The organism is Herbaspirillum sp. NPDC101397 (assembly GCF_044767325.1).
Lineage (GTDB): Bacteria > Pseudomonadota > Gammaproteobacteria > Burkholderiales > Burkholderiaceae_D > Herbaspirillum.
The window spans coordinates 513,178-535,955 of the sequence record NZ_JBIWNS010000003.1 but is presented as its reverse complement, the minus strand read 5'-3'; the positions used below and the strand labels follow the sequence as shown (position 1 = coordinate 535,955).

The 22,778-nt window shown below is 61.3% G+C and carries 24 protein-coding genes; 7 read left to right on the top strand and 17 right to left on the bottom strand.

Going from position 1 to position 22,778, the window contains the following annotated elements:
* The first annotated feature begins 156 nt into the window (after positions 1-156).
* Entirely contained in the window at positions 157-858 is a 702-nt protein-coding gene (locus ACIROW_RS10345) for a pirin family protein (protein WP_116436677.1), read from the top strand.
* Positions 859-930: 72 nt separating this feature from the next.
* Positions 931-1,545 carry an FMN-dependent NADH-azoreductase gene (locus tag ACIROW_RS10340; RefSeq protein ID WP_402274893.1) on the top strand — a complete coding sequence of 205 codons (615 nt, stop codon included), beginning with the start codon at positions 931-933 and terminating at the stop codon, positions 1,543-1,545.
* A 65-nt stretch (positions 1,546-1,610) separates the two neighbouring features.
* Here the strand turns inward: ACIROW_RS10340 and ACIROW_RS10335 are convergent, their stop codons facing one another.
* The 8 genes from ACIROW_RS10335 to ACIROW_RS10300 form a co-directional block, all read right to left on the bottom strand.
* A complete protein-coding gene (locus tag ACIROW_RS10335; protein ID WP_402274890.1) occupies positions 1,611-2,537 on the bottom strand; it encodes a LysR substrate-binding domain-containing protein in 927 nt (308 codons plus the stop codon).
* A gap of 36 nt (positions 2,538-2,573) precedes the next feature.
* On the bottom strand, positions 2,574-3,497 hold the full coding sequence (locus tag ACIROW_RS10330; RefSeq protein WP_402274887.1) for a rhodanese-like domain-containing protein: 924 nt from the start codon (positions 3,495-3,497) through the stop codon (positions 2,574-2,576).
* 118 nt (positions 3,498-3,615) lie between these two features.
* The gene (locus tag ACIROW_RS10325) at positions 3,616-4,356 is read right to left on the bottom strand and encodes a YoaK family protein (RefSeq protein ID WP_402274885.1); all 741 of its coding nucleotides are present in this window, start codon (positions 4,354-4,356) and stop codon (positions 3,616-3,618) included.
* A 1-nt stretch (position 4,357) separates the two neighbouring features.
* Positions 4,358-4,810, bottom strand: a complete 453-nt coding sequence (locus ACIROW_RS10320) for a DoxX family protein (RefSeq protein ID WP_402274883.1) — start codon at positions 4,808-4,810, stop codon at positions 4,358-4,360.
* 15 nt (positions 4,811-4,825) lie between these two features.
* Entirely contained in the window at positions 4,826-4,993 is a 168-nt protein-coding gene (locus ACIROW_RS10315) for a DUF1427 family protein (protein ID WP_016836256.1), read from the bottom strand.
* Positions 4,990-5,193 carry a DUF1427 family protein gene (locus ACIROW_RS10310; protein ID WP_402274881.1) on the bottom strand — a complete coding sequence of 68 codons (204 nt, stop codon included), beginning with the start codon at positions 5,191-5,193 and terminating at the stop codon, positions 4,990-4,992. The genes ACIROW_RS10315 and ACIROW_RS10310 overlap by 4 nt, the downstream gene beginning before the upstream one ends.
* 13 nt (positions 5,194-5,206) lie before the next feature.
* A complete protein-coding gene (locus ACIROW_RS10305) occupies positions 5,207-7,072 on the bottom strand; it encodes an amidohydrolase (protein ID WP_402274879.1) in 1,866 nt (621 codons plus the stop codon).
* Positions 7,073-7,178: 106 nt separating this feature from the next.
* A complete protein-coding gene (locus tag ACIROW_RS10300; protein ID WP_402274877.1) occupies positions 7,179-7,832 on the bottom strand; it encodes a hydrolase in 654 nt (217 codons plus the stop codon).
* Between the two features lie 340 nt (positions 7,833-8,172).
* Here ACIROW_RS10300 and dkgB point away from each other — a divergent pair, with 340 nt between their 5' ends.
* Positions 8,173-8,976 (top strand): 2,5-didehydrogluconate reductase DkgB, encoded by an 804-nt coding sequence (dkgB, locus tag ACIROW_RS10295; RefSeq protein WP_402274875.1) that lies wholly within the window; start codon positions 8,173-8,175, stop codon positions 8,974-8,976.
* A 259-nt stretch (positions 8,977-9,235) separates the two neighbouring features.
* Positions 9,236-10,261: an alpha/beta hydrolase fold domain-containing protein gene (locus ACIROW_RS10290; protein ID WP_402274872.1), complete on the top strand. Its 1,026-nt coding sequence runs from the start codon at positions 9,236-9,238 to the stop codon at positions 10,259-10,261.
* A 79-nt stretch (positions 10,262-10,340) separates the two neighbouring features.
* On the opposite strand, the gene ACIROW_RS10285 is transcribed toward ACIROW_RS10290, so the two are convergent.
* The 3 genes from ACIROW_RS10285 to ACIROW_RS10275 all read right to left on the bottom strand — a co-directional run bounded on the left by ACIROW_RS10285 (position 10,341) and on the right by ACIROW_RS10275 (position 12,927).
* Positions 10,341-11,639, bottom strand: coding sequence for an MFS transporter (locus tag ACIROW_RS10285; RefSeq protein ID WP_402274869.1), 1,299 nt, complete (start codon positions 11,637-11,639; stop codon positions 10,341-10,343).
* A 104-nt stretch (positions 11,640-11,743) separates the two neighbouring features.
* The gene (locus tag ACIROW_RS10280) at positions 11,744-12,178 is read right to left on the bottom strand and encodes a MarR family winged helix-turn-helix transcriptional regulator (protein WP_402274867.1); all 435 of its coding nucleotides are present in this window, start codon (positions 12,176-12,178) and stop codon (positions 11,744-11,746) included.
* 158 nt (positions 12,179-12,336) lie between these two features.
* Complete coding sequence (locus ACIROW_RS10275) at positions 12,337-12,927, bottom strand: winged helix-turn-helix transcriptional regulator (protein WP_402274864.1); 591 nt, start codon at positions 12,925-12,927, stop codon at positions 12,337-12,339.
* A 92-nt stretch (positions 12,928-13,019) separates the two neighbouring features.
* On the opposite strand from ACIROW_RS10275, the gene ACIROW_RS10270 reads away from it, so the two are divergent.
* Entirely contained in the window at positions 13,020-13,478 is a 459-nt protein-coding gene (locus ACIROW_RS10270; protein WP_402274862.1) for a MaoC family dehydratase, read from the top strand.
* A gap of 3 nt (positions 13,479-13,481) precedes the next feature.
* Here the strand turns inward: ACIROW_RS10270 and ACIROW_RS10265 are convergent, their stop codons facing one another.
* The 6 genes from ACIROW_RS10265 to ACIROW_RS10240 all read right to left on the bottom strand — a co-directional run bounded on the left by ACIROW_RS10265 (position 13,482) and on the right by ACIROW_RS10240 (position 20,608).
* Complete coding sequence (locus tag ACIROW_RS10265; RefSeq protein ID WP_402274859.1) at positions 13,482-15,401, bottom strand: putative bifunctional diguanylate cyclase/phosphodiesterase; 1,920 nt, start codon at positions 15,399-15,401, stop codon at positions 13,482-13,484.
* 140 nt (positions 15,402-15,541) lie between these two features.
* Entirely contained in the window at positions 15,542-15,742 is a 201-nt protein-coding gene (locus ACIROW_RS10260; RefSeq protein WP_402274857.1) for a hypothetical protein, read from the bottom strand.
* A gap of 150 nt (positions 15,743-15,892) precedes the next feature.
* On the bottom strand, positions 15,893-16,543 hold the full coding sequence (maiA, locus tag ACIROW_RS10255) for a maleylacetoacetate isomerase (RefSeq protein ID WP_402274854.1): 651 nt from the start codon (positions 16,541-16,543) through the stop codon (positions 15,893-15,895).
* Positions 16,544-16,568: 25 nt separating this feature from the next.
* A complete protein-coding gene (gene fahA / locus ACIROW_RS10250; protein WP_402274852.1) occupies positions 16,569-17,903 on the bottom strand; it encodes a fumarylacetoacetase in 1,335 nt (444 codons plus the stop codon).
* Positions 17,900-19,258: a homogentisate 1,2-dioxygenase gene (gene hmgA, locus ACIROW_RS10245; RefSeq protein ID WP_402274850.1), complete on the bottom strand. Its 1,359-nt coding sequence runs from the start codon at positions 19,256-19,258 to the stop codon at positions 17,900-17,902. The genes fahA and hmgA overlap by 4 nt, the downstream gene beginning before the upstream one ends.
* Positions 19,259-19,291: 33 nt before the next feature.
* On the bottom strand, positions 19,292-20,608 hold the full coding sequence (locus tag ACIROW_RS10240) for an MFS transporter (protein WP_402274848.1): 1,317 nt from the start codon (positions 20,606-20,608) through the stop codon (positions 19,292-19,294).
* Positions 20,609-20,787: 179 nt separating this feature from the next.
* Here ACIROW_RS10240 and ACIROW_RS10235 point away from each other — a divergent pair, with 179 nt between their 5' ends.
* A complete protein-coding gene (locus ACIROW_RS10235) occupies positions 20,788-21,696 on the top strand; it encodes a LysR family transcriptional regulator (RefSeq protein WP_402274846.1) in 909 nt (302 codons plus the stop codon).
* Positions 21,697-21,818: 122 nt separating this feature from the next.
* Positions 21,819-22,670 (top strand): alpha/beta hydrolase, encoded by an 852-nt coding sequence (locus ACIROW_RS10230; protein WP_402274844.1) that lies wholly within the window; start codon positions 21,819-21,821, stop codon positions 22,668-22,670.
* The last annotated feature ends 108 nt before the right edge of the window (positions 22,671-22,778 follow it).

Sequence of the window (22,778 nt, the reverse complement as noted above, 5' to 3'; positions counted from 1 at the left end):
ATCATCGAATAATTCGATGATAGCACGCCAATCTTTCCGTTTTTCTTTTCATTTTGCCCCGCGCATACTCCGTTCTGCCCACTTAATCATGCAAACAAGAAGGCAGTTTTCCAAGGTGGAAAACGCCCTTGCCTGCACTAACCGACGGAGAAAAACATGCTTCAAATTCGCAAAAGCAACGAACGCGGTGTCGCCGATCACGGTTGGTTGAATTCGCACCATACATTTTCGTTCGGTCATTATTACGATCCGCAACAACTGGGCTTCGGTCCGCTGCAAGTGATCAATGAAGACCGCGTCACGCCCGGCATGGGCTTCGGCACGCACGGCCACAGCGACATGGAAATCATCTCCTATGTCCTCGACGGCGCGCTCGAACACAAGGACAGCATGGGCACAGGTTCGGTCCTGCACTACGGCGACGTCCAGCGCATGAGCGCCGGCAGCGGCGTGCGTCACAGCGAGTTCAACCACTCCAAGACGGAGCCGGTGCACTTCCTGCAGATCTGGATTCAGCCGAACGTGAAAGGCATCCCGCCAAGCTACGAAGAGAAGAATTTCACTCCGGAGCAAAAGCAGGGACAACTGCGCCTGATCGCTTCGTCCGACGGTCGCGACAACTCGGTGCTGATCCATCAGGATGCATCGATCTTCGCCTCGATCCTGAACGGCGACGCCAAGCTGGAACATGCACTCGGCGCCAAGCGTCTCGGCTACGTCCATCTGATCCGCGGCCAGCTGACCGTCAACGGCACTCAGTTGTCGGGCGGCGACGCGCTGAAAATCAGCGCAGAAAGCCTGATCACGTTTGAAAAGGCCGAAGCAGCAGAATTCCTGCTGTTCGATCTGCCTTACTAAAACATCAGAAATACCGACGCGCTGCACTCCCTGCAGCGCGTTGTCTTACCGTACCCATACAAGGAAAACATCATGGCAAACATTCTGTTCATCAATAGCAGCGCCCGCAACAGCGGTTCGATCTCGCGTCAGGTCGCAGGCGAATTCGTCGCCAAGCTCCAGGCTTCGCAACCTGGCAGCGTAGTTGTCGAACGCGACGTCGCCGCCAATCCTATCCCGCATCTGGATGAACAAAAACTGGGCGCCTTCTTCACGCCGGCCGACAAACGCAGCGCCGAGCAGCAAGCACTGGTCAAGGTCTCCGAAGAACTGATCGCGGAAGTCAATGCCGCCGACATCATCGTCATCGGCGCACCGATGTACAACTTCTCGATCACCTCCACGCTGAAGACCTGGATCGATCACGTGGCGCGTGCCGGCGTGACCTTCAAGTACACCGAATCCGGTCCGGTCGGCCTGATCCAGGGCAAGAAGGTTTACGTGTTCACTTCGCGCGGCGGCGTCTACAGCGAAGGTCCGGCCAAGGTGATGGACTTCCATGAAACCTATCTGCGCGCCGTGCTGGGTTTTATCGGCATGTCCGACATCACCTTCGTCCACAGCGAAGGCCTGGGCATGGGTGAAGCGGCTGTTGAAAAAGCCATCGCACAAACTCGCGAAACCATCGGTACCCTGGTCGCGGCATAAACTGCCGGTCCAATAAAAAAGCGCGACGGCCACAAGCCGTCGCGCTTTTTTTACGTCCGCAAGATCTACAGACCGCCGTCGGCGATCTGCGACAGCATGCGATTGAGGACTCCGGTCTCGCGCATGCGCTTGAGCCACCAGGTCAGCGCAGCGCCGTCTTCGCCGACGCGCCAGGCCAGCGAGAAGGTTTCTTCCGCGCGCGGCTGTTCGACTTCCTTCGCGATCAACGCACCGGAGGCGATGGACTTCTGCACGCACGGCTCCGGCAAGAATCCGAAACCCACGCCGGCCAGCTGCAAGGCATATTTGCTGCGCATGTCCGGCACCGTCAGGGTGTCCTGTCCGAACAGCAGGCCGACGGTGCGTGGTGGCATCTTGCGCGCCGAGTCGGCAACGCTGATGGCGCGGTAAGGATGCAGGTCGGCCTTGCTCAGGACCTTGTCCATCTTCGCCAGCGGATGATGCGGCGCCACCACGAAGACAAACTTTACCGTACCGATCTGCTCCGCTACATAGCCGCCGCCTGCCGGTCCTTCACCGGGCGCGGCAATCAGCAGGTCGACGCGGCGATCGAGCAAGGCTTCCCAGGTGCCGGCCAGCGACTCGCGCGCAATGCGCAGGCGCGTACGATCAGCCACCTGATAAAACGCCACGATGTCAGACTCCAGCGATGCCGCCGAGTAGAGCGAATCGAGGCCGATGGTGAATTCGGTTTCCCACCCGGAGGCGACGCGGCGCACGCGATGCTCGAGGTCTTCCGCCGCCTTGAGCAAGTAGCGGCCCTCCTTCAGCAATTCTTCACCGGCGCGTGTGAGCACGACCTTGGGTCCCTGCCGGTCGAATACCTGCACGCCGAGGTCCTGCTCCAGCTTCGACACCGTATAGGAAATCGTCGACGGCACCCGATGCAGCTCCAGCCCGGCGGCGGAAAACGAACCGCGCCGGTCGATCGCATCGAGAATCAACAGGGCATCGAGACTGATTCTGAACATGGATTATTTCCGCAGAAAAGAGAGAGCGAACGCCGCTCAGGCTTCGATCGAATAACCCGCCGCCACCCAGGCGTCGATGCCGCCGGTGAGCGGGCGCACGCGCTTGTAGCCGCGCCGCATGAGTGCTTTGGCGACCAGTGCGGCCGAGGCTTCGTTGGGGCAGGCGCAATAGACGATGACCTCATCTTCCATCGGCGCCTCGAACGCGAAGGTCTGGATCTCCTGGTTGGAAATCGTCAGCGCGCCGGGGATGCGGCCGATCTGCTGCGAGGCCGGCGAGCGCACGTCGACGATGGTCGGACGCACTCCGCTCTTGAGCAGGCCATCGAGCTCGCTGACCGAGATGCGCGCCATTTCCAGCGACTTGCGGAAGCGGCGGCGCTGCCACCATTTGCTGGCGACGAAGACGGCGAAGCCGATCAGCACCAGCATCATGCCGTATTGACCGAGTTCGGCCAGTACGCTCAGTACATCGTCAATGGCGGTGTTGAACAGTGCACCGAGAAAGATTGCCAGCCCCGACCACAAGGCTGCACCGACGCCGTCGTACAACAGGAATTTGCCGCGCGAGGTGCCGACGGTGCCGGCCAGCGCACTGGCGATCGAAGCGAAACCGGGAATGAATTTGGCGACCAGCAGCGAACGTGCGCCCCAGCGCGAATAGATCGATTCGGTCTGGCGTACGCAGGAATCAGGGGAAAGGGAAATGCGGCACAGTGTCGACATGATGCGGCGACCGTAACGGCGACCGGCCATATACCAGACATAGTCGGCGATCAGCGCGGCGACCACCGCCACCAGCAGCAGCAAGACGATGGGATACTGCCCGCGCCAGGCCAGCGCCCCGGTGATCACCAGCGTCGGATAAGCAGGAATCGGCGCGCCCAGCTGCTCGGTCAGCACGTTCAGGAATACGATGATCAGACCGTACTGTTCAATCAGGTGATACAAATAGCTCATCGCTGTTCCACTGCCTTTCGCCTTGTCGGCCTGCCCTGCTTGCTGCTGTTTTTATCGTTCGAATTACCCCAAGCGCACATTATAGGTCGAAGCGGGTCGAAGCGAATCGGAGCAGGCTTCAGGCCTTGCCTGCCTGCGTGGCAGATGTCGCCCTGAATTCAGCCACGATCATCGCCATCAGGATAGCAACCGGCAATAACAGCGCGAAGAACAATGCCTGGCGATAAGCAAAGGCACCGCCGATCGCCCCCACGCCGAACGCCACGATAGGCCAAAAGAACTTGATGCAGCGCTGGCGTACAGCGTCATCCGCGGCACCGCGCACAATATCGGTCACGTCGATGACCAGTTGCGTGACGTTGCCGGTCATGACGGTAGTTGGCGCCGCCTGCGGCAAAATCAAGCGGGCAGCGGCGTTCTGGATGCCCATGGCAGCGGCGCCGAACATGCCTGCCAGCAAGGCGGCGGTGGCGCGGGCATCGGCCACCCCGACCGGCGCAATGCTCTGGCCGAAGCCCATGAACGCCAGCAGGAACATCAGTTGCAGCATCAGCACCCAGGGCAAGGCCGGCTTGCCGCTGCGCTCCAGCGCAATCACTACCAGCCGCGTCATGACCACCGACAGAATGAAGGCGGGAAAAGCCAGAAACTTGATCAACACGCCGTGCGAGGGATTCGCCAGTTCACTGCCGATCAGCACGAAGTTGCCGGTGACGTGGGCGGTGAACAATCCGAACAAGGCGACGAAGCCCAACGTATCCACATAGCCCGCCAGGAAACTCATGGCGATGCCCTGGCAGGTGGCGCGATTCAGATAACGCAATCCGGCGGGGCGGACGGGACTATTCAGCGCAGCCATATCAATCCTCGATTTTTTGTGCGAGAGCAGCGTCAATCGAATAACGGCCGGCGCCCATCAAGGCGATGCTGCCGAACACGATCATCAGCAACCAGCCGAACTGGCCTTCCGCCACGCTCCAGTCGGGATGCACCAGGAACATCGATACGCCCAGCAGCACCAGCACCGCTGCGCTGGCCAGCCGCGTCAGGATGCCGGGCACGATCAGCACCGGGCACAGGACTTCGGCAAAGATGGCGAAGCCGAGCGTGAAGGCGCGGCCGACGTGCAGCGGATCGTCGATGTGCGCCAGCTCGCCGGCGAAGTTGATGATCTTCGGCAGGCCGTGCACGTACAGCAGCAGCAAGGCGCCGCTCAGGCGCAGGAACAGCAGGCCGAGGTCCTGGGCCGGCGCCCACAGCAGGCGCAGGAACAAATTTTCTTTTACGGTTGATGCAGTGTGAACTGTTTGCATGTCGATTCTCCTTGATCAGAAATGTCCTGCCAGCACATAGCCGGCAAGCACGTAACCCAATGTCATTGCCACCACCAGCGAAGCACCGACCGGTGTCGGCGGCGTCGGCGACGGCAAGCCGAACCAGCGGCAGACGGCGCCGATCAGCGTGCCCAGCACGGCGCCCGTGAACAGCGCGCTCATGCTTGCACCTCAGCTTGCTTTGCTTTCGCATCCTTGGCGGCCAGGTAACGATCCACCAGCCAGTAGCCGCTGCTCATCATGAACACCAGCAAGGCGCCGCTGAGAACCGGCGGCGACGGCACCGGGATTTGTGCAAGGTGGCAGCAGAAGCCGACCACGAAAGAGAGCAACAGGCCCCAGATGATTTTGGAATAAGTCATGTTCATTCTCCGATCAGAACGCGAAGCAGCTGCAACCGAGCGCGCCCCAGAAGCCTGAGAAATTCGACGCCGGCACCGACGAGCGGCGCGCGACATCGTGCGAGTGTGCATGCACGTTGCAAGCGCCTGCGCATTGATGCGGCAGAATCGAACGGCGTTGTTGTTGCTGGCTCTGCGTGCCCGACTTGCGTGCACTGTAGTGGCCCGGCACGTTCTTCACCGGCGACCAGTCCGGCAGCACCGGGATGGCCGGCGGCGCCAGCGGGTCGAACTCATCGGCGCCGTAGACGATCTTGCCGCCGACCACGGTCATGACCGATTCGATGGCCTTGATATCTTCTTCGGCGACACTGAAGAAGTCGGCCGACAACACCACCAGGTCAGCCAATTGGCCTGCCTTGATGCGGCCCTTCTTGTCTTGTTCATTGGAGAACCAGGCACTGCCTGCGGTCCACAGTTCCAGCGCGGTTTCACGCGGCAAGCCGGCTTCGGCCAGTTGCAGACCGCCCACGGTCTTGCCCGAGACCAGCCAGTACAGCGCGGTCCACGGGTTGTAGCTGGCGACGCGGGTGGCGTCGGTACCGGCGCCGACCGGCACGCCCATGTCCAGCATGCGCGCCACCGGCGGCGTCGCCTTGGCGGCTTCCTTGCCGTAGCGGTCGACGAAATATTCACCCTGGAACGCCATGCGGTGCTGGATCGCCAGGCCTCCGCCGAGTTCGCGCACGCGCTCGATGTTGCGCGGCGAGATGGTTTCAGCATGATCGAAGATCCAGTGCAGGCCGTTGAACGGAATGTCGCGATTCACTTTTTCGAAGACGTCGAGCATGCGGCTGATCGATTCGTCATAAGTCGCATGCAGGCGGAACGGCCAGCGGTTGGACACCAGATGGCGCACGACTTTTTCGAGTTCGTCTTCCATGCCTGCGGCGAGTTCGGGACGCGGCTCGAGAAAGTCTTCAAAGTCGGCCGCCGAGAACACCAGCATTTCGCCGGCGCCGTTGTGGCGATAGAAGTCGTCGCCCTGCCCCGGCTTGATCATGTCGGTCCAGCGCTGGAAGTCGCCCAGCTCCTTGCCCTTGTTCTGCGTGAACAGGTTGTAGGCGATGCGGACCGTCAGCTGCTGCTCGCGCGCCAGCTGGTCGATGATGGCGTAGTCTTCCGGATAATTCTGGAAGCCGCCGCCGGCGTCGATCACACTGGTGACGCCGAGGCGATTGAGTTCGCGCATGAACTGGCGCGTCGAATTGACTTGCTGGTCGAGCGGCAGCGACGGGCCCTTGGCCAGCGTCGCGTACAGAATCATGGCGTTGGGACGGGCGATCAACATGCCGGTCGGATTGCCGGCGGCGTCGCGCTGGATCTCGCCGCCCGGCGGATTCGGGGTGTCCTTGGTGTAACCGACGGCGCGCAGCGCAGCCTGGTTGAGCAAGGCGCGGTCGTACAGGTGCAGGATGAACACCGGGGTGTCGGGGGCGGCGGCGTTGATTTCTTCCAGCGTCGGCATGCGGCGCTCGGCAAACTGGAACTCGGTCCAGCCGCCTACCACGCGCACCCACTGCGGATGCGGTGTGCGCAAGGCTTGCTCGCGCAGCATGCGCAAGGCATCGGCCAGCGAAGGCACGCCTTCCCAGCGCAGTTCCAGGTTGTAGTTGAGGCCGCCGCGAATCAGGTGGATGTGCGAATCGTTCAGGCCCGGCACGACGCTGCGGCCGTTCAGGTCCACCACTTTGGTGGCGTTGCCGCGATGGCGCATGGCGGCTTCGGCGTCGCCGACGGCCAGGAACTTGCCGTCCTTGATCGCCACGGCGCTTGCCAGCGGTTGTGCTTTGTCGATGGTGTGGAAATTTCCGTTCAGCAGAATCAGGTCGGCGCTCATGTTCACTCCTGGGATTGTTCGTTGGCGTTGTGTTGTCAGGGGAGGTCTAAAACTACGGGATCCCGTTCGTGGGGGAAGCGGGATCCCGGAAATACGTGCCGAAGAATTAATGGCCTTCGGAAGCGTTGAACATGGTCTTGGCGTAGATCAGGCCGAGGCCGTAGGCGCCGCCGTTGGCGATCGCGGTGGTGACGGTTTCATTGTAGGTCTCGGTGCGGGCCCAGTCACGTTGCAGTTCGAGCAGGTATTGCAGCGACGTCATCGGACGTGCGCCCAACTGGATCATGCGTTCGACGGCGCGTTGATGCGCTTCATTCGACACGTCGCCGCTGGCGTCGGTGATCACATAGACTTCAAAGCCCTGGTCCAGCGCCGACAGCGCAGGTCCGACGATGCATACCGAGGTCCACAGGCCGGCCAGCACGATCTTTTCCTTGCCGATGGCGTTGACGCGGTCGGCGATGCGCGGGTCTTCCCAGGTGTTCATGCTGGTGCGGTCGATCACTTCTTCGTTCGGGAACACCGATTTGATTTCATCAAACATCGGGCCGGAGAAGGATTTTTCGGCAACGGTGGTCAAAATCGTCGACACCTTGAATTCCTTGGCGGCCTTGGCGACCAGTGCGACATTGTTGCGCAGCGTGACCATGTCGATCGAATGGGTCGCAAACGACATTTGCGACTGATGGTCGATCATGATCAGCGTGTGGTTGGTTGGGTTCAACAGTGTCTTGCCTGGTTGTGCTTTTGCGATTGCCATGATGTTCTCCTGAGGTTATTGACGATTAATTCGATAAGGGTGAGTGCTTCGTTGGTGTCCGTCTTTGTCTGTGCCGTTCACCATGGAGCGAAGTATGGGCGAACGATGCGGGAAAGAAAAACGGAAAGAATGACAGTCAATCATCGAAATATTCGAAAATAGAAACAGAGGCGTTCAGGGCCGTCGATATTTGCCTCAGGCGCAATAAAGCTTTGCCTTGCACCGTATTTTTGCAACAGCACTTTGCCCGCATACTGCTGTCCATGGAGTAAGCACCGCAAGCCTCCCTCCCTTGCGCGCCGGCCATGTCGCGCGCCCATCTCACTTACCAAGGAATTCCATGAGCACCATTCCCGCATTCGGCCTCGGCACCTTCCGCCTGAAAGACCAGCAAGTCATCGACTCCGTTACCAACGGCCTCGAACTCGGTTATCGCCACATCGACACCGCGCAGATCTACGGCAACGAAGCCGAGGTCGGCCAAGCCATCGCCGCCGCCGGCGTTGCGCGCAAGGACTTGTTCGTCACCACGAAGATCTGGACCGACAACCTCGGCAAGGACAAATTGATCCCCAGCCTGAAGGAAAGCCTGGCCAAACTGCAGATGGACCAGCTCGACCTGACGCTGATCCACTGGCCCGCGCCCAACGACAGCATCGCCGTCGCGACCTACATGGAAGCGTTGGCCGAAGCCAAGGCGCAGGGATTGACCCGGCTGATCGGCGTGTCGAACTTCACCATCGCGCATCTGCAGCAAGCCATTGACGCCGTAGGGGCTGCAGAAATCGCCACGCTGCAGATCGAGATCCATCCCTTCCTGCAAAACCGCAAGGTGGTCGACTTCGCGCGCAGCCAGGGCATCCACCTGACGGCCTACATGCCGCTAGCTTACGGGAAGGTCATGACGGACCCGACTATCATCGGGATCGCCAAGGCGCACCAGGCCAACCCGGCCCAGATTGCACTGGCCTGGTCGCTGCAACAAGGCTTTGCGACGATTCCGTCGTCGACTAAACGAGTCAATCTGGAAAGCAACCTGGCAGCGCAAAACATCCGCCTCAGCGACGCCGAGATGGCCGCCATCGCAAGGCTGGACAAGGGTGAGCGCCTTGCCAATCCGGACTTTGCGCCGCAGTGGGATTGATGCTGACTTGACGCATTGCTTGCGCCTGCGTGGCGCAAGCCTCCTCCCATTCCCGGCCCGGCAAAAACGACGCTCTGGAATTTTTTATTTTAAATTGCTTGCAATTTAATTTTCATCAATCTATTATTCGTTCCATGCACTGCTCCTCACCCCAACGAGGCAAGCGCATGCATGACTTGTTTCATTTGCCAAAGCATCAAATATATTGCACACAATTTAATTGCTCGAATACAAAACCCCGCCCCCGAAAGGAAACATCATGAAATCGATCAAACAACTGCTTGCCCTCAGCACCATCGCACTCGCCGCCGCTTCGGCCGCCCAATCTGCATCGGCCGCCTCCGTCGAACCGCAAACCCAGGGTTTCCTCGACGCGCTGGCCGCCGCCGGCGGTCCTCCGATCTACACGCTGACACCTGAACAAGCACGCAACCTGCTGGCCGGCGCACAGTCCGGCAAGGTCGCCAAGCCGGCTGCCGACATCGAAGACCGCGTGATCCCGGTCGGGCCGACCGGCAGCACCCGCATCCGCATCCTGCGTCCGCAAGGCAACAAGGAAACGCTGCCGGTAGTGATGTACTTCCACGGCGCCGGCTGGGTGATGGGCGACGTCAACACGCACGATCGCCTGGTGCGCCAGATCGTCGACGGCGCCAAGGTTGCCGTGGTCTTCGTCGACTACGACCGCTCGCCGGAAGCGCGCTATCCGATCGCCATCGAACAGGACTACGCCGCGACCAAATACGTCGCCGAACATGCTGCGGAATTCAACGTCGATGCGAACCGCCTGGCGATTGCCGGCGACAGCGTGGGCGGCAACATGACTGCGGTCGTGAGCCTGCTGGCCAAGGAACGCAAGGGTCCGGCGATCAAGTACCAGGTGCTGTTCTATCCAGTGACCGACACCAATTTTGAAAACGGTTCGTACAACCAGTTTGCCAACGGCCCATGGCTGACCAAGGAAGCGATGAAGTGGTTCTGGAACGCCTACCTGCCGGCCGGCGCCAACCGCAAGGATCCGCATATCGCACCACTGAACGCGACGCTGGAACAGTTGAAGGATCTGCCGCCGGCACTGGTCATCACCGATGAAAACGACGTGCTGCGCGACGAAGGCGAAGCCTATGCCGCCAAGCTGGCCAAGGCCGGCGTGCCGGTGACGCAGGTGCGCTACCTCGGCACCATCCACGACTTCGTCATGCTCAATGCGCTGGGTGATACCCCTGCGGCGAAGAGTGCCGTCGATCTCGCAACCTCCAGCCTGCGCAAGGCGCTGTCCAAATAATGGGGCAGCATCGCTGAAACAAAAACGCCCGCTTCATCAACGTGAAGCGGGCGTTTTTGCGTGAAACGGAAAAAGCGGTTTATGCAGGAACCGCCACCGGCTTGTCATGCTGGTGCCCCTTGATGCGCAACACCATCACCGCACCAACCAGGCAAGCGACTCCCATCAGCATCGACGAGGCCGTGTAGTCGCCGAGGTTGGCGCGCATGAAGCCCGATATCGTGGTGGCGGCAGCGGCGCCGAGCTGGTGACCGGCAACGATCCAGCCGAACACGATCGGTGCAGCCAGACGGCCGAATACATCATTGGCCAGACGCACGGTCGGCGGCACGGTGGCGATCCAGTCAAGACCGTAGAAGATCGCGAACACGGTCAGGCCGAAATAATCGAGGCCGAACGCATACGGCAGAAAGATCAGCGCAATGCCGCGCAAGCCGTAGTACCAGAACAGCAGCACGCGCGGATTGAAGCGATCCGACAGCCAGCCGGACAAGGTCGTGCCGACCAGATCGAGCATGCCCATCGCCGCCAGGATGCTGGCGCCGCCGACTTCGGAAATGCCGTAGTCGTTGCACATCGCGATGAACTGCGTACCGATGTAGCCGTTGGTGCTCATGCCACAGACGAAGAAGCTGAAGAACAGCAGCCAGAAATCGCGCACCTTCATCGCCTGGCGCAACGCGTCGAACGCGATCGCCAGCGGATTGCGTTGCTTCACCGCAGCATCGTCCGGCGCATCGGCCGCCTGGCCGTAACGACGCAGACCGACGTCGGATGGACGCTCCGGCAGGAACAACGCCACCAGCGGCACCGCCACGGCAGCGACGATCGCCACCAGGAAAGCCACCGAACGCCAGCCGTAATGCTCGACCATCGACGCCATCAGCGGCAGGAACACCATCTGGCCGGTAGCCGCGCTGGCGGTCAGCAAGCCCATCGCCAGGCCGCGGCGCATTTCAAACCAGCGGCTGACAATCGTTGCGCCCAAGGTGTTGGCGGCGACCCCGGTACCAGAGCCGACCAGCAGACCCCACGTCATCACCATGTGCCACGGCATCTGCATCAGCGTGCTCAGTGCAGTGCCGATCGACAGCAGCACCAGTGCACCCATCACGACGGGGCGAATGCCGAAGCGTTGCATCGCGGCTGCGGCGAACGGGCCGATCAGGCCGTACAAGGCGATGTTGAAGGAAATCGCCAGCGAGATGGTGGAACGGTTCCAGCCGAATTCATGCTCCAGCGGCAGGATCATGACCGACGGCGTGGCGCGGATGCCGGCCGAGGTCAGCAGGACGAGGAAGATCACGGCGACGACCACCCACGCATAACTGAAACGGTGCGAGGTGCGCTGCGCGATGGCTTGAGTGACTTTATTCATGACGCTCATTCAAAATAATGGTGAATAAAAAACCATCAATGCGGCAAGGCATTGATGGTGCTTGTATTAAAACTGTATTGAAACCGTCTGCCCGATTGGCGGGATCAGGCTTCCTGCAATTTGTCGTAAGCCTCGTCGATCATGCCGGACAGGGCTGCATGCAAATCCTCGCCGAGCAGGCCGTCAATCTCCAGCTGCGCCTGCACCCAGTTGGGACGAGCCTTGGCCAGCTTGGCCTTGCCTGCGTCACTGAGGCCGAGTCCGAACGAGCGCTTGTCGACATGTTCGTCTGGCGGCATGTCGATCGTGGCGATCCAGCCGGCCGTCATCAGCGGTTTGATGTTGCGGCTCAAGGTGCTGCGATCCATGCCCATTTCCGCGGCCAGACGCAGATTGGCGATCGAGCCGTGCTTGCCCACCCTGCTCAGCAACGAATACTGGCTGATGGTGAGTTCGTCCGGCAGCAGATGACGGTCGTATATAGAAGTGATCCGCCGCGTCAGCCGACGCAGGCGGGTACAGGTGCACTGGTTAAACATGAAGCTCCGGCCTATTTAAACGATCCAAATAAATGCATATGCATCAATGTATATGCATACTAATGAGCGAAGAGAGGGTTGTCAAGCGCGTGCGTTGAAACCGGACAAAAAAATGGCGTCGCAACAACGACGCCATGGAGACAACCGAAACAGGTGAATCAAGCGCTGCGCGCAGCGGCCTTCTTGCGCGGCGCCTTTGCAGGCTTGGCAGGAGGCGCAGCTTCCGGCGTCGCTGCCGCATCGTTGGCAGCAGCTTCGGCGGCCCGTTCGCGGGCAAAGTTGATGCGTGCCTTCATGCCTTCGTTGGCCTGCGGCCCCGGCGCAAACACGAAATCAGGTGAATTCAGGCGCTTGCCGCTCTTGCCGTCGATCATCACTGGTTCCGCCACTTCGCCCGTGGTCGAATCGATCAGCAGCACGCTCGGGCCTTCCGGCGCAAAATGCTTGTTGCCCCAGGTGTTGAGCGCGACCAGAATGGAGCGGAAATCACGTCCCAGGTCGGTCAGGATGTATTCGTGGCGCGGCGGCCGTTCGCTGTACTGGCGGCGCTCCAGCAGGCCGGATTCGACCAGCGAGTTGAGGCGGCGAGTGAGCATGTTGGGCGCGATGTCCAGGCTCTTCTGGAACTGGTCGAAGCGGGTCAGCCCGTGCAGCGCATCGCGCAGGATCAGGATGCTCCACCATTCGCCCACGCGCTCAAGCGTGCGGGCTACCGGGCACTGCATGTTGCCGAAGCTTTTACGTTCCATGGACAAGTCCCATCTGGCTGGCTATCATTCGGATGAACAACTAACTATCATTTTGCAATCTACATTATAAAACAAGTCAAGGGAGACCGCCAATGTCTGTCAATTTGATGTATCTGGAAGACTTTACGCCGGGTCAAAAATTCAGCCACGCCGCCGACGAGGCATTGAGCGCCGATGCCATCAAGGCGTTCGCCGCCAGCTACGATCCGCAACCTTTCCATCTCGACGAGGCCGCTGCAGCACAAAGCTTTTTCGGAGGACTGGCCGCAAGCGGCTGGCATACCGCGGCGCTGACCATGCGCCTGCTGGTGAAAACCCTGCCGATCCATGGTGGCATCATCGGTGCCGGCTTTGAAGAGTTCCGCTGGCCGCGCCCTACCCGTCCGGGCGACCGCTTGCATATCGAGGTGGAAGTGCTGGAACTGAAATTCTCTCAATCGAAACCGCAACAGGGCTTCCTCAAGCACCGCGTCACCACCTTCAACCAGGACAACCAATCGTTGCTGGTCATGACCGGCAACCTGCTGGTGCCGCGCCGTCCGCCGGCTTAATTATTAATTGTCGAAGATGAACTGCGTGGCCTTGTCAGCCGACAACGGCCGGCCGTAGAAATAGCCCTGGATTTCATCGCAGCCCCAGGCGCGCAGCAATTCGCGCTGGGTCACGGTTTCCACGCCTTCGGCGATCACCGACAAGCCGAGATGGTGACCGAGGTTGATGACTGCCTGCACGATCGCCGCGTCTTCGCTGTTGGGGCGCAGGTGGCGGATGAAGGACTGGTCGATCTTGAGCTTGTCGATCGAGAAACGCTTGAGGTAAGCCAGCGATGAATAACCCGTCCCGAAGTCATCGATCGCCAGCGTCAGGCCGCGCTTGCGCAGGTCTTCCAGCAACTCGATGGTGCGTTCGACATCGCGCATGACGATGCCTTCGGTGATTTCCAGTTCGATGAAGGACGGATCGATCATGCTTTCGGCGAGCGTCGTGGTGACGCGCCGCAGGAAGGATGGATGATGGAACTGGCGCGGCGAGATGTTCACTGCGATGACGAATTTGCGCGGCGTCTCCAGGCTCCAGATCTTGGCCTGGCGGCATGCTTCGGCCAGCACCCAGTCGCCGATCGGCACGATCAGGCCGGACTCTTCGGCCAGCGGAATGAAGTCGGCCGGCGAGATCAGTTCGCCGTTGCGGCGCCAGCGCACCAGCGCCTCGAAGCCGACCAGGCGATCGTCCGCCAGCCCTTGCTGCGGCTGGAAATGCAGTTCCAGTTCATTGCGTTCGATCGCGTGGCGCAGTTGTGCTTCCAGCGCCAAGCGTTCTTGCGCGCGCGTGTTGAGCGCATTCGAATACTGCACGAAGCAATCGCCGCCGGCGTCGCGCGCGGCCTGCAGCGCCGCGTCGGCGTTCTGCAGCAGGTGCGCCGGTTCGGCGCCGTCGCGCGGATACTCGGCGCCGCCCATGCTCATGCTGGAAAAAATCTCATGCTGGCCGAACTCGAACGGTTGGCGCATGTATTCCTGCAGGCTCGACAGGGCCTCCTGGAAGCTGAGGTTGTCGCCGTTGGACTTGTACAGGATCGCCACATTGGCGCCGTTGAGGCGGAACACTTCACCGCCGTGACGTTCGGCCGCACGCTTGATGCGGGTCGCCATTTCCTGCATCAGACGATCACCGAAGGCGTGACCAAGGCCGCCGACGACGCGCTCGAAACGGTCGATCATGCCCAGCACCACCGTATGCGGCTGATCTGCCATGGTCTTGAGCCGACGCTCGAACGATCCACGGTGCGCCAGGCCGGTCAGAGGATCATGCGCCGCCTGGAAGGCCAGCACGTTCTCCGAACGGAAGCGCGCCCACACGTGATACATCATGAACAAGGCGGTCAGCAGCATACCGACACTGTAGATATGCACCAATCGGGTAATCTCGTCGACGCCGCTGTTGGCGAGGTCGCCCACTTCATATATCCCGGCTTCGACGTCGTGCTTGGCCGTGCCGAGCAGGCCACGGATGTTGTTGGTCTTGACGTTGAGTTCGCCCAGCAGCAGGCGCGCCTTTTCCCGGTTGACCGGCGGCGCCAGCATGATCTTCTCGAGCGCCGGTCCCATCGCCAGCACGGCGTCATAGTTGCTGCGCAGGCTACCCATCTGGGCCGCCTGCTGCAAGTCGCGCCGCACGTAATCGAAGTTGTCGGCCATTTCTTCGCCGGCCTGGGTTTCCAGTGTGTCGAAGCGGTCGCGGCCGATCGACGCCACATAGTATTTGTTCAGCGCCAGCTGGTAACGCAGCAGCGCGCTTTCAAAATCGGACAGGTGGCGCAGCGTGGGGATTTTTTCCTGCAGCAGCGGCGTGGTCGACGCGCGAATATCCTTGGCCGTGCGCGCCATCGCGAAAAACAGCACGATGCCGGCGGCGATCACGACCACCAGCAAACCGTAAATCGCCCAGCGATAAGGTCGGCTGACCACTTGCATACTTGAACCCCAGCGAAGAAAAACCGCCCCCCGGAAACAGCGCCGCGCATGCGTGAACGTGGTGATGAACATCGGCTGATTGCGCGCATCCGGCCACTGCCATCTTGTGCGGCGCGGCCCTGCGGCATGTCAGGTCGATGTCATTTCCCGCTCCCCGTCATCACGACAACGTGATTCCCTGAGTCAGACTGAATCGTTTTATGGGCAGGCGCTGCGAGCGCCTGCAATATTGCTTTTTTGCCATCGGACATGATGCGTCTTTTTTTATTATCGGCAGCGCAGAAAATTATACCGGCAATCTCCCGCACCACCGCCATTTCCGGGATGCGCGGTACGCTCAAAGGGCAGACTTTGGCAAATTTCCAACAGGCATTACTTGAAATCCCGGCAAGCGCTTTGCGTCGGAAGGTTTCAAGACCAGATCAGGGAAGCGGAAATTGCCGGCGTGGCGCTGCGCCGCCGGCAGCGCCTCCAGCGAGGCTGAGGGAGATTCAGGCGGCGTCGGGCTGCGCCGACGGCTGCGCCAGCTGGAAGGCCTCGAGTGCACTACAGGCTTCCTCGATCGCAACCAGCGTCGGATACAGCGTCATGTCGACATTGAAACGGCGGGCGTTGAAGATCTGCGGAATCAGGCAGCAATCCGCCATGGTCGGTGACTCGCCAAAACAGAAGCGGCCGCGTTGCGCACTGGCGGCCAGTTGCTTCTCCAGCGCGCCGAAGCCGAGCGCGATCCAGTGCTGTATCCACTGCTGCTTGACCTCTTCGCTCACGCCCAGCTCCTGCTTGAGCATGCGCAGCACGCGCAGGTTGTTGAGCGGATGGATGTCGCAGGCGATCGCCAGCGAAATCTCGCGCACGTGGGCGCGGTCCAGCAAACCCGGCGGCAGCAATGCCGGCGTTGGGAAGCGCTCTTCCAGATATTCCAGGATCGCCAGCGACTGCGTGATGTGACGCCCTTCTTCTTCCATCACCGGCACCAGCGACTGCGGATTCATCGCGCTGAATGCCGGCGCATATTGCTCGCCGCCGTTGTTGAGCAGATGCACCGGCACGGTGTCGTAGGACTGGCCCTTGAGATGCAGGGCGATCCGCACGCGATACGACGCAGAGCTGCGGAAATAGCTGTAGAGATGAATCGTCATGGTCGCTGTCTCCTTTTTGTTTTTATCAAACCTGGCGCGCCGGCAGCACGGTGCCCGCAACTTCGCCGAAACCGATGCGCGGCAAACCCTCGCGTCCGGCCCAACCGCGCATGATGACGGTGTCGCCGTCTTCGATGAAGATGCGCGTTTCGCCATTGTCCAGATTGATTAATTGCTTGCCGCCGGCGGTCAGCTCCAGCAGCGAACCGGCCGATTCCGGCGTCGGTCCCGACAACGTTCCCGAACCGAGCAGGTCGCCCGCACGCAGGTTGCAGCCGCCGACGGTGTGGTGCGCCACCAGTTGCGATACGGTCCAGTAAGCGTCGCGGAAATTACCCAGCGACAGTCGTTGCGGCGCAGTCCCTGCTTCACGCATGGCCTTGGTTTGCAACAGCACTTCGAGTTGCACATCGAAGGCGCCGTGCTCGCGCAAGTCCGGGGCATCGAGGTAAGCCAGCGGCTGCGGATCTTCGGCGTCGCGCGTCCACGCGGCGCGATACGGCGCCAGCGCTTCGAGCGTGACGATCCACGGCGAAATCGTCGAGGCGAAATTCTTCGCCAGGAAAGGACCGAGCGGCTGGTATTCCCAGGCCTGCACGTCGCGCGCCGACCAGTCGTTCAACAGGCACAGGCCGAACACATGCGACTCGGCGGCGCCGATGCCGATAGCGTCGCCGATGGCGTTGCCCTGCCCCATGAACACGCCGACTTCCATTTCATAGTCGAGGCGTTTACACGCGCCGAACACCGGTACGTCGGACGTCGGCGGCTTGAGCTGGCCGAGTGGACGACGGAACTGCTGGCCCGACACCGCAATCGAGGAAGAGCGGCCGTGATAGCCGATCGGCACCCACTTGTAGTTCGGCAGCAGCGGATTGTCCGGGCGGAACAGCTTGCCGATCGCGGTGGCGTGATGGATCGAGGTATAGAAATCGGTGTAGTCGCCGATCTGCGCCGGCAAGGCGTGTTCGGCTTCGGCCTGCGGCACCAGCGCCGCTTGCAGTTGCGACTGGTGCACCGAACCTTCGCGCAGCAGCGTCGACAAGGCCAGGCGCAAGGCCGACCACGCCGCAGCGTCGAGCTCCATCAGCGGATTCAGATTGCTTCCCGCAGTCGCTGCAACGATTGCCTTGTGCACGGTCTCGCCGAAGCCGGCGAAGGCGCCGCTTTCAAACGCCGCGCGCAAGTCGAGGATGCTGTCGCCGATGGCGACGCCGGCGCGGAAAACTTCGTCGCTTCCCTTCCTGCGGAACACGCCGTACGGCAAATTCTGGACCGGGAAATCACTGCCGGCGGCATTGGCCGAGGCGACCCAGCTGCGCAAGCCGGCGTCGTGGGTTTCATTCAGGATGATGCTCATTGTTGCTCCGGGCGGTGTTGTGGATTGAAGTGCGGGTCAAAGTTCTTTTTGATATCCATCCAGCACTGGTAATAATTCTTTTGCAGCGTCGGCGAACTCAGCGCGTGGCGCGTCGGCTTGATGATATTGCGCGTCTCGAACATGAAGGCCATGGTGTCGCCGACCTTGTTCGGCGTGCTGGTGTCGCTGCGGCTGGCCTTCTCGAATGTGGCGGCGTCGGGGCCGTGGCCGGTCATGCAATTGTGCAGGCTGGCGCCGCCGGGACGGAAGCCTTCTGCCTTGGCATCGTACACGCCGTGGATCAGGCCCATGAATTCGCTCGCCACGTTGCGATGGAACCATGGCGGGCGGAAGGTGTTTTCCGCCGCCAGCCAGCGCGGCGGGAAAATCACGAAGTCCAGCGTGTCCACGCCCGGGGTATCGCTCTGCGCCTGCAGCACGAGGAAAATCGACGGGTCGGGATGGTCGTAGCTGATCGAGCCGATGGTATTGAAGTGGCGCAGGTCGTATTTGTACGGCGCGTAGTTGCCGTGCCACGCCACCACGTCCAGCGGCGAGTGACCGATCTTGGCCTGCCACAGGTTGCCGCCGAATTTGGCGATCAGCCTGAAGTCGCCTTCACGGTCCTCATACCAGGCATGCGGCGTCAGGAAGTCGCGTGGATTGGCCAGGCCGTTGGAGCCGAGCGGACCAAGGTCGGGCAAGCGCAGCAGCGCGCCGAAGTTTTCGCACACGTAACCCTGCGCGCTGCCGTCGGGCAGTTTGACCTGGAAGCGCACGCCGCGCGGAATCACCGCAATCTCCTGCGGCTCGATGTCGATGGCGCCCAGTTCGGTCAGCAGTTCCAGGCGGCCGACTTGCGGCACGATCAGCAATTCGCCGTCGGCGGAATAAAAATAGCTGTCGGTCATCGACTGGTTGGCCGCGTACAGATGAATCGCACAACCGGTCTGCGCATCGGGCGAACCGTTGCCGGCCATGGTGATCAGGCCCGCGACGAAATCGGTGGGCGCGTCCGGCATGGGATGGGGATCCCAACGGAACTGGTTGGGCGGCGTCTCGACGTCGTCGAAGCGACCGACGAGTCCATTATCGATGCGTTCGAACGGCTCATGCATCGCCGCCGGACGAATCCGGTACAGCCACGAGCGACGGTTGTGGCCGCGCGGCGCGGTGAAGGCCGTGCCGGACAACTGCTCGGCATACAAGCCATAGGCAACTTGCTGCGGAGAGTTCTGGTTGGCCGGCAACGCACCGGGCAACGCCTCGGTCGCGAACTCGTTGCCAAATCCCGTCTGGTAACCAACCGTGTTGATCGCCGCTTGGGCGATGAAAGATTCTGCACGCGTATTCATGATGCGTCCTTCTCAAAAAACCGATTCCGATAACTATTGCGGGCGATACCAATGCAGGCGCGCCACCATCAGCGCAGAGATGATCGCAGGCACCGCAGCAGCCATGAACAGCGAACCGTTGGCCCATTGCATGGCGATCAGCTGGCCGCCGATGACCGGCCCCAGCACAGAGCCGATGCGGCCGATGCCGAGCGCCCAGCCGATGCCGGTGGAACGCAATTGGGTCGGATAGAACGTGCCGGCCAGCGCGTTGACCGCCGGTTGTCCACCGACCACGCAAAAGCCCGCCACCACCACGCAGATGAACAGCAGCACCGGCGTCGCGGCGACATGACCGATCAGCGCGATGAAGACGCACGCCACCACGAAGCAGCTGCCCAGCACGCGGGTAAAGCCGAAACGATTGATGAACCAGCCCAGTGTCAGCGTGCCGACGATGCCACCGACTTGCAGCGACGTGCCGATCAGCACCGCGGCGCCGGTCGAATAGCCGGCATCCTTGATCAGGGTCGGCAGCCAGTTGGACAGGAAATACAGGTTGATCAGGTTCATGAAGCTGATCAGCCACAGCAGCAGCGTGACACCGGCGCGCCCTTCGCGGAACAGTTCCGCCACCGGCATGCCGTCGTTGCGCGCTTCCTTGACCACTACGGTGCTGCCTTCATTGACCTGCAAACCCGGCTGCACCTTATTGAGCCAGCGTGCGACCTGCTTCATCGGCCGCTTGCGCAGCACCAGGAACTGGATCGACTCCGGCAGCCAGATCAGCATCGCCACCCCCAGCACCGCAGGGATCAGGCCGCCGACCAAGAACACCGAACGCCAGCCGAAGGCCGGGATCAGCGCCGCACTGACGAAGCCGCCCACCGCCGCGCCGACCGTGAAGCCGCACGACACCAGCATCATGCGCGTCACGCGCGAGCTGTTCGGGCTGAATTCGCCGACCAGCGCCATCGCATTGGGCATGATGCTGCCAAGGCCGAAGCCGGTGATGAAGCGCAGGACCAGCAACTCGTCGATGGTCTGCACGCGCGTGGTCAGCAGCATGCAGATGGCGAAGAAGAAGGTGGAGACGATCAGCACCGGACGGCGGCCGTACTTGTCGCCCACGGGCGTGAGCACCAGCGAGCCGAGCAGCATGCCGAACAGGCCGGCGCCGAACACCGGACCGAGGCTGGCCTTGTTGACGTGCCAGTCGCCGATGATGGCGGGGGCGACGTAACCCATGGCCTGGATGTCGAAACCGTCGATGATCAGGCACAGTCCGCAGAGCAGCAGCAGGCCGAATTGAAAGGCGCCGAAACGGCTCTGCTCGACGACCTGGTCGACATTGATGACATCGGATTGCATCCTTGCTCCTCCTTATTGGTTGTGGACGGTCGCGACTTGCCCGCATGACAACATGTCGGGCGATGCCGCGTTTTTTTATGAGTGGTGCAATGATCCGGCTTTTACGATATAAATGGGTAAATGTAGCCCATTGATATTATGAATAGTGGTCGGAAAAATAACGAACACATGACGCGAGCATGATCGAACCCAAAGATATCGACCTCAACCTGCTGGTGGTGTTTCAGGAAGTGTTCCAGGATCGCCAGATTTCCTCGGTGGCGCGCCGCCTGAACCTGTCGCAGCCGGCCGTCAGCAATGCGCTGGCGCGCCTGCGCCGCACCTTCGGCGATGAGCTGTTCGTGCGCACCGCGCAAGGCATGCAGCCGACGCCGTTCGCACAGCAACTGGCGGACCCGGTGGTGGCGGCGCTGATGCACGTATCGAAGGCGCTGAACCGGCAGGAAGCGTTTTCCGCGGCCGGCAGCGCGCGCCATTTCACCATCGCCATGACCGACGTCGGCGAGGTGTATTTCATGCCGCTGCTGATCGAAACCTGCGCCCGCCTCGCGCCCGGCATCCAGATCAGCACTGTGCGCGCCGGCGCCATTGACCTCAAGAGCGAGATGGAATCGGGTCGTGTCGATCTGGCCATTGGCGCCTTCGACAATGTGTCGGGTGCGCTGTACCAGCGCCGGCTGTTTCGCCAGAATTATGTGAGCATGTTTCGCCTGGGCCATCCACTGAGCGGCAGGACCGTGACGATGAAGGATTTCCTGGCGGCGCAACATCTGGTGGTGTCGTCGCTGGAGAGTCCATACGACCGCATCAACCAGAATCTGGAAAAGGCCGGCATCCGCGCCAACGTCAATTTCCGCGTGCCGCATTTCACCGCCGTTCCCTACATCGTCAGCACCACCGACCTGATCGTGACGGTGCCGCAGAAACTCGCCGAGAGCGCGGCGCAACCATTCAACCTACAATACATTCGTCCGCCCTTGCGGCTGCCGTCGCTGCAGACCAATATCTTCTGGCATCGCCGCTTTAACCAGGACGAAGGCAATCAGTGGCTGCGCGGATTCATTGCCGAGCACTTTGCGGAGCAATAAGAGCGGCTGACAAAACGCCGCTGGCAAGGCGCGCCGACGAAGACAGTACGAAAGTACGGCTAGCAGAAGCAACGCCGCCAGCGGCGTTTTGTCAGCCGCTCTAAGACAATAGGAGACGCCGCATGCATTACCTGCAATACGACCGTGAACAACTTGATCGCCAGTACAACGCGCGCGCCGGCATCCCGCGCTTCCAGGATATCTTCGATCGCTGGAGCCGCGATGCAGAGGCGTTTCGCCGGCAGCACAAGGTGCTGATCAACCAGCATTACGGCGACCATCGCCTGCAGGTGCTCGACTATTTTCCGGCTGCCGTGCAAAACGCACCGCTGCTTGTATTCATCCACGGCGGCTACTGGCGTTCGCTGGACAAGGACGACTTCAGCCACATCGCCGCGCCTTACCTGCAGGCCGGCATCGCGGTGGCCATGTTCAATTACCGCCTGGCGCCCGAAGTCGACATGGACGATATCGTCGCCGACGTGCGCGCCGGCTTTGCCTGGCTGTACCGGCAAGCGTCCGCGTTCGGCTTCGACACGCGCCGCATCCATGTCGCCGGTCACTCCGCGGGCGGCCATCTGGCGGCGATGCTGGCCGGCACCGACTGGCGCGACGCCAATCTGTCGGCGCATCCAATCAAGGGCTTGTGCGGCGTCAGCGGGCTGTACGACCTCGAGCCGATCAGGCTGTCTTATCTCAACGAGACCATGCAGCTGGATGAAAAGCAGGTCCGGGAATTCAGCCCCGTGCACCATCTGCCGCCCTCGCCGATCCCGGTGGTGCTGACCGCAGGCGGCATCGAGTCGGCCGAATTCCATCGCCAGCTCGCGGCCTATGCGCAGCGCCTGACGACCGCCGGAAATTCGGTACGGCATGTGAAACCGGCCGGCGGCCATCATCTCGACGTGATCGATCAGCTGGGCGACGGCAACGGTGAACTGGCGCGCGCGCTCATCGCCATGATTCAATCCTGAGGCCGGCACCTCTGAAGGGAGCACTGAAGTCGCCCGAGATCGCGGTGTTATCATGACACCTCTCCGGAATCGGGCCGCATCTGAACGCACCTGAACGATTCCGCTCAG

Coding starts and splice junctions, on each gene's coding strand:
- ACIROW_RS10320 (WP_402274883.1), bottom strand. CDS start 4,810: ATGCAAACAGTTCACACTGCATCAACCGTAAAAGAAAATTTGTTCCTG.
- ACIROW_RS10265 (WP_402274859.1), bottom strand. CDS start 15,401: ATGCAAGTGGTCAGCCGACCTTATCGCTGGGCGATTTACGGTTTGCTG.
- ACIROW_RS10345 (WP_116436677.1), top strand. CDS start 157: ATGCTTCAAATTCGCAAAAGCAACGAACGCGGTGTCGCCGATCACGGT.
- ACIROW_RS10235 (WP_402274846.1), top strand. CDS start 20,788: ATGATCGAACCCAAAGATATCGACCTCAACCTGCTGGTGGTGTTTCAG.
- ACIROW_RS10325 (WP_402274885.1), bottom strand. CDS start 4,356: ATGGCTGCGCTGAATAGTCCCGTCCGCCCCGCCGGATTGCGTTATCTG.
- ACIROW_RS10300 (WP_402274877.1), bottom strand. CDS start 7,832: ATGGCAATCGCAAAAGCACAACCAGGCAAGACACTGTTGAACCCAACC.
- ACIROW_RS10290 (WP_402274872.1), top strand. CDS start 9,236: ATGAAATCGATCAAACAACTGCTTGCCCTCAGCACCATCGCACTCGCC.
- ACIROW_RS10275 (WP_402274864.1), bottom strand. CDS start 12,927: ATGGAACGTAAAAGCTTCGGCAACATGCAGTGCCCGGTAGCCCGCACG.
- ACIROW_RS10305 (WP_402274879.1), bottom strand. CDS start 7,072: ATGAGCGCCGACCTGATTCTGCTGAACGGAAATTTCCACACCATCGAC.
- ACIROW_RS10230 (WP_402274844.1), top strand. CDS start 21,819: ATGCATTACCTGCAATACGACCGTGAACAACTTGATCGCCAGTACAAC.
- ACIROW_RS10240 (WP_402274848.1), bottom strand. CDS start 20,608: ATGCAATCCGATGTCATCAATGTCGACCAGGTCGTCGAGCAGAGCCGT.
- maiA (WP_402274854.1), bottom strand. CDS start 16,543: ATGACGATTCATCTCTACAGCTATTTCCGCAGCTCTGCGTCGTATCGC.
- dkgB (WP_402274875.1), top strand. CDS start 8,173: ATGAGCACCATTCCCGCATTCGGCCTCGGCACCTTCCGCCTGAAAGAC.
- ACIROW_RS10285 (WP_402274869.1), bottom strand. CDS start 11,639: ATGAATAAAGTCACTCAAGCCATCGCGCAGCGCACCTCGCACCGTTTC.
- ACIROW_RS10280 (WP_402274867.1), bottom strand. CDS start 12,178: ATGTTTAACCAGTGCACCTGTACCCGCCTGCGTCGGCTGACGCGGCGG.
- ACIROW_RS10270 (WP_402274862.1), top strand. CDS start 13,020: ATGTCTGTCAATTTGATGTATCTGGAAGACTTTACGCCGGGTCAAAAA.
- hmgA (WP_402274850.1), bottom strand. CDS start 19,258: ATGAATACGCGTGCAGAATCTTTCATCGCCCAAGCGGCGATCAACACG.
- ACIROW_RS10330 (WP_402274887.1), bottom strand. CDS start 3,497: ATGAGCTATTTGTATCACCTGATTGAACAGTACGGTCTGATCATCGTA.
- ACIROW_RS10310 (WP_402274881.1), bottom strand. CDS start 5,193: ATGACTTATTCCAAAATCATCTGGGGCCTGTTGCTCTCTTTCGTGGTC.
- ACIROW_RS10340 (WP_402274893.1), top strand. CDS start 931: ATGGCAAACATTCTGTTCATCAATAGCAGCGCCCGCAACAGCGGTTCG.
- ACIROW_RS10315 (WP_016836256.1), bottom strand. CDS start 4,993: ATGAGCGCGCTGTTCACGGGCGCCGTGCTGGGCACGCTGATCGGCGCC.
- ACIROW_RS10335 (WP_402274890.1), bottom strand. CDS start 2,537: ATGTTCAGAATCAGTCTCGATGCCCTGTTGATTCTCGATGCGATCGAC.
- fahA (WP_402274852.1), bottom strand. CDS start 17,903: ATGAGCATCATCCTGAATGAAACCCACGACGCCGGCTTGCGCAGCTGG.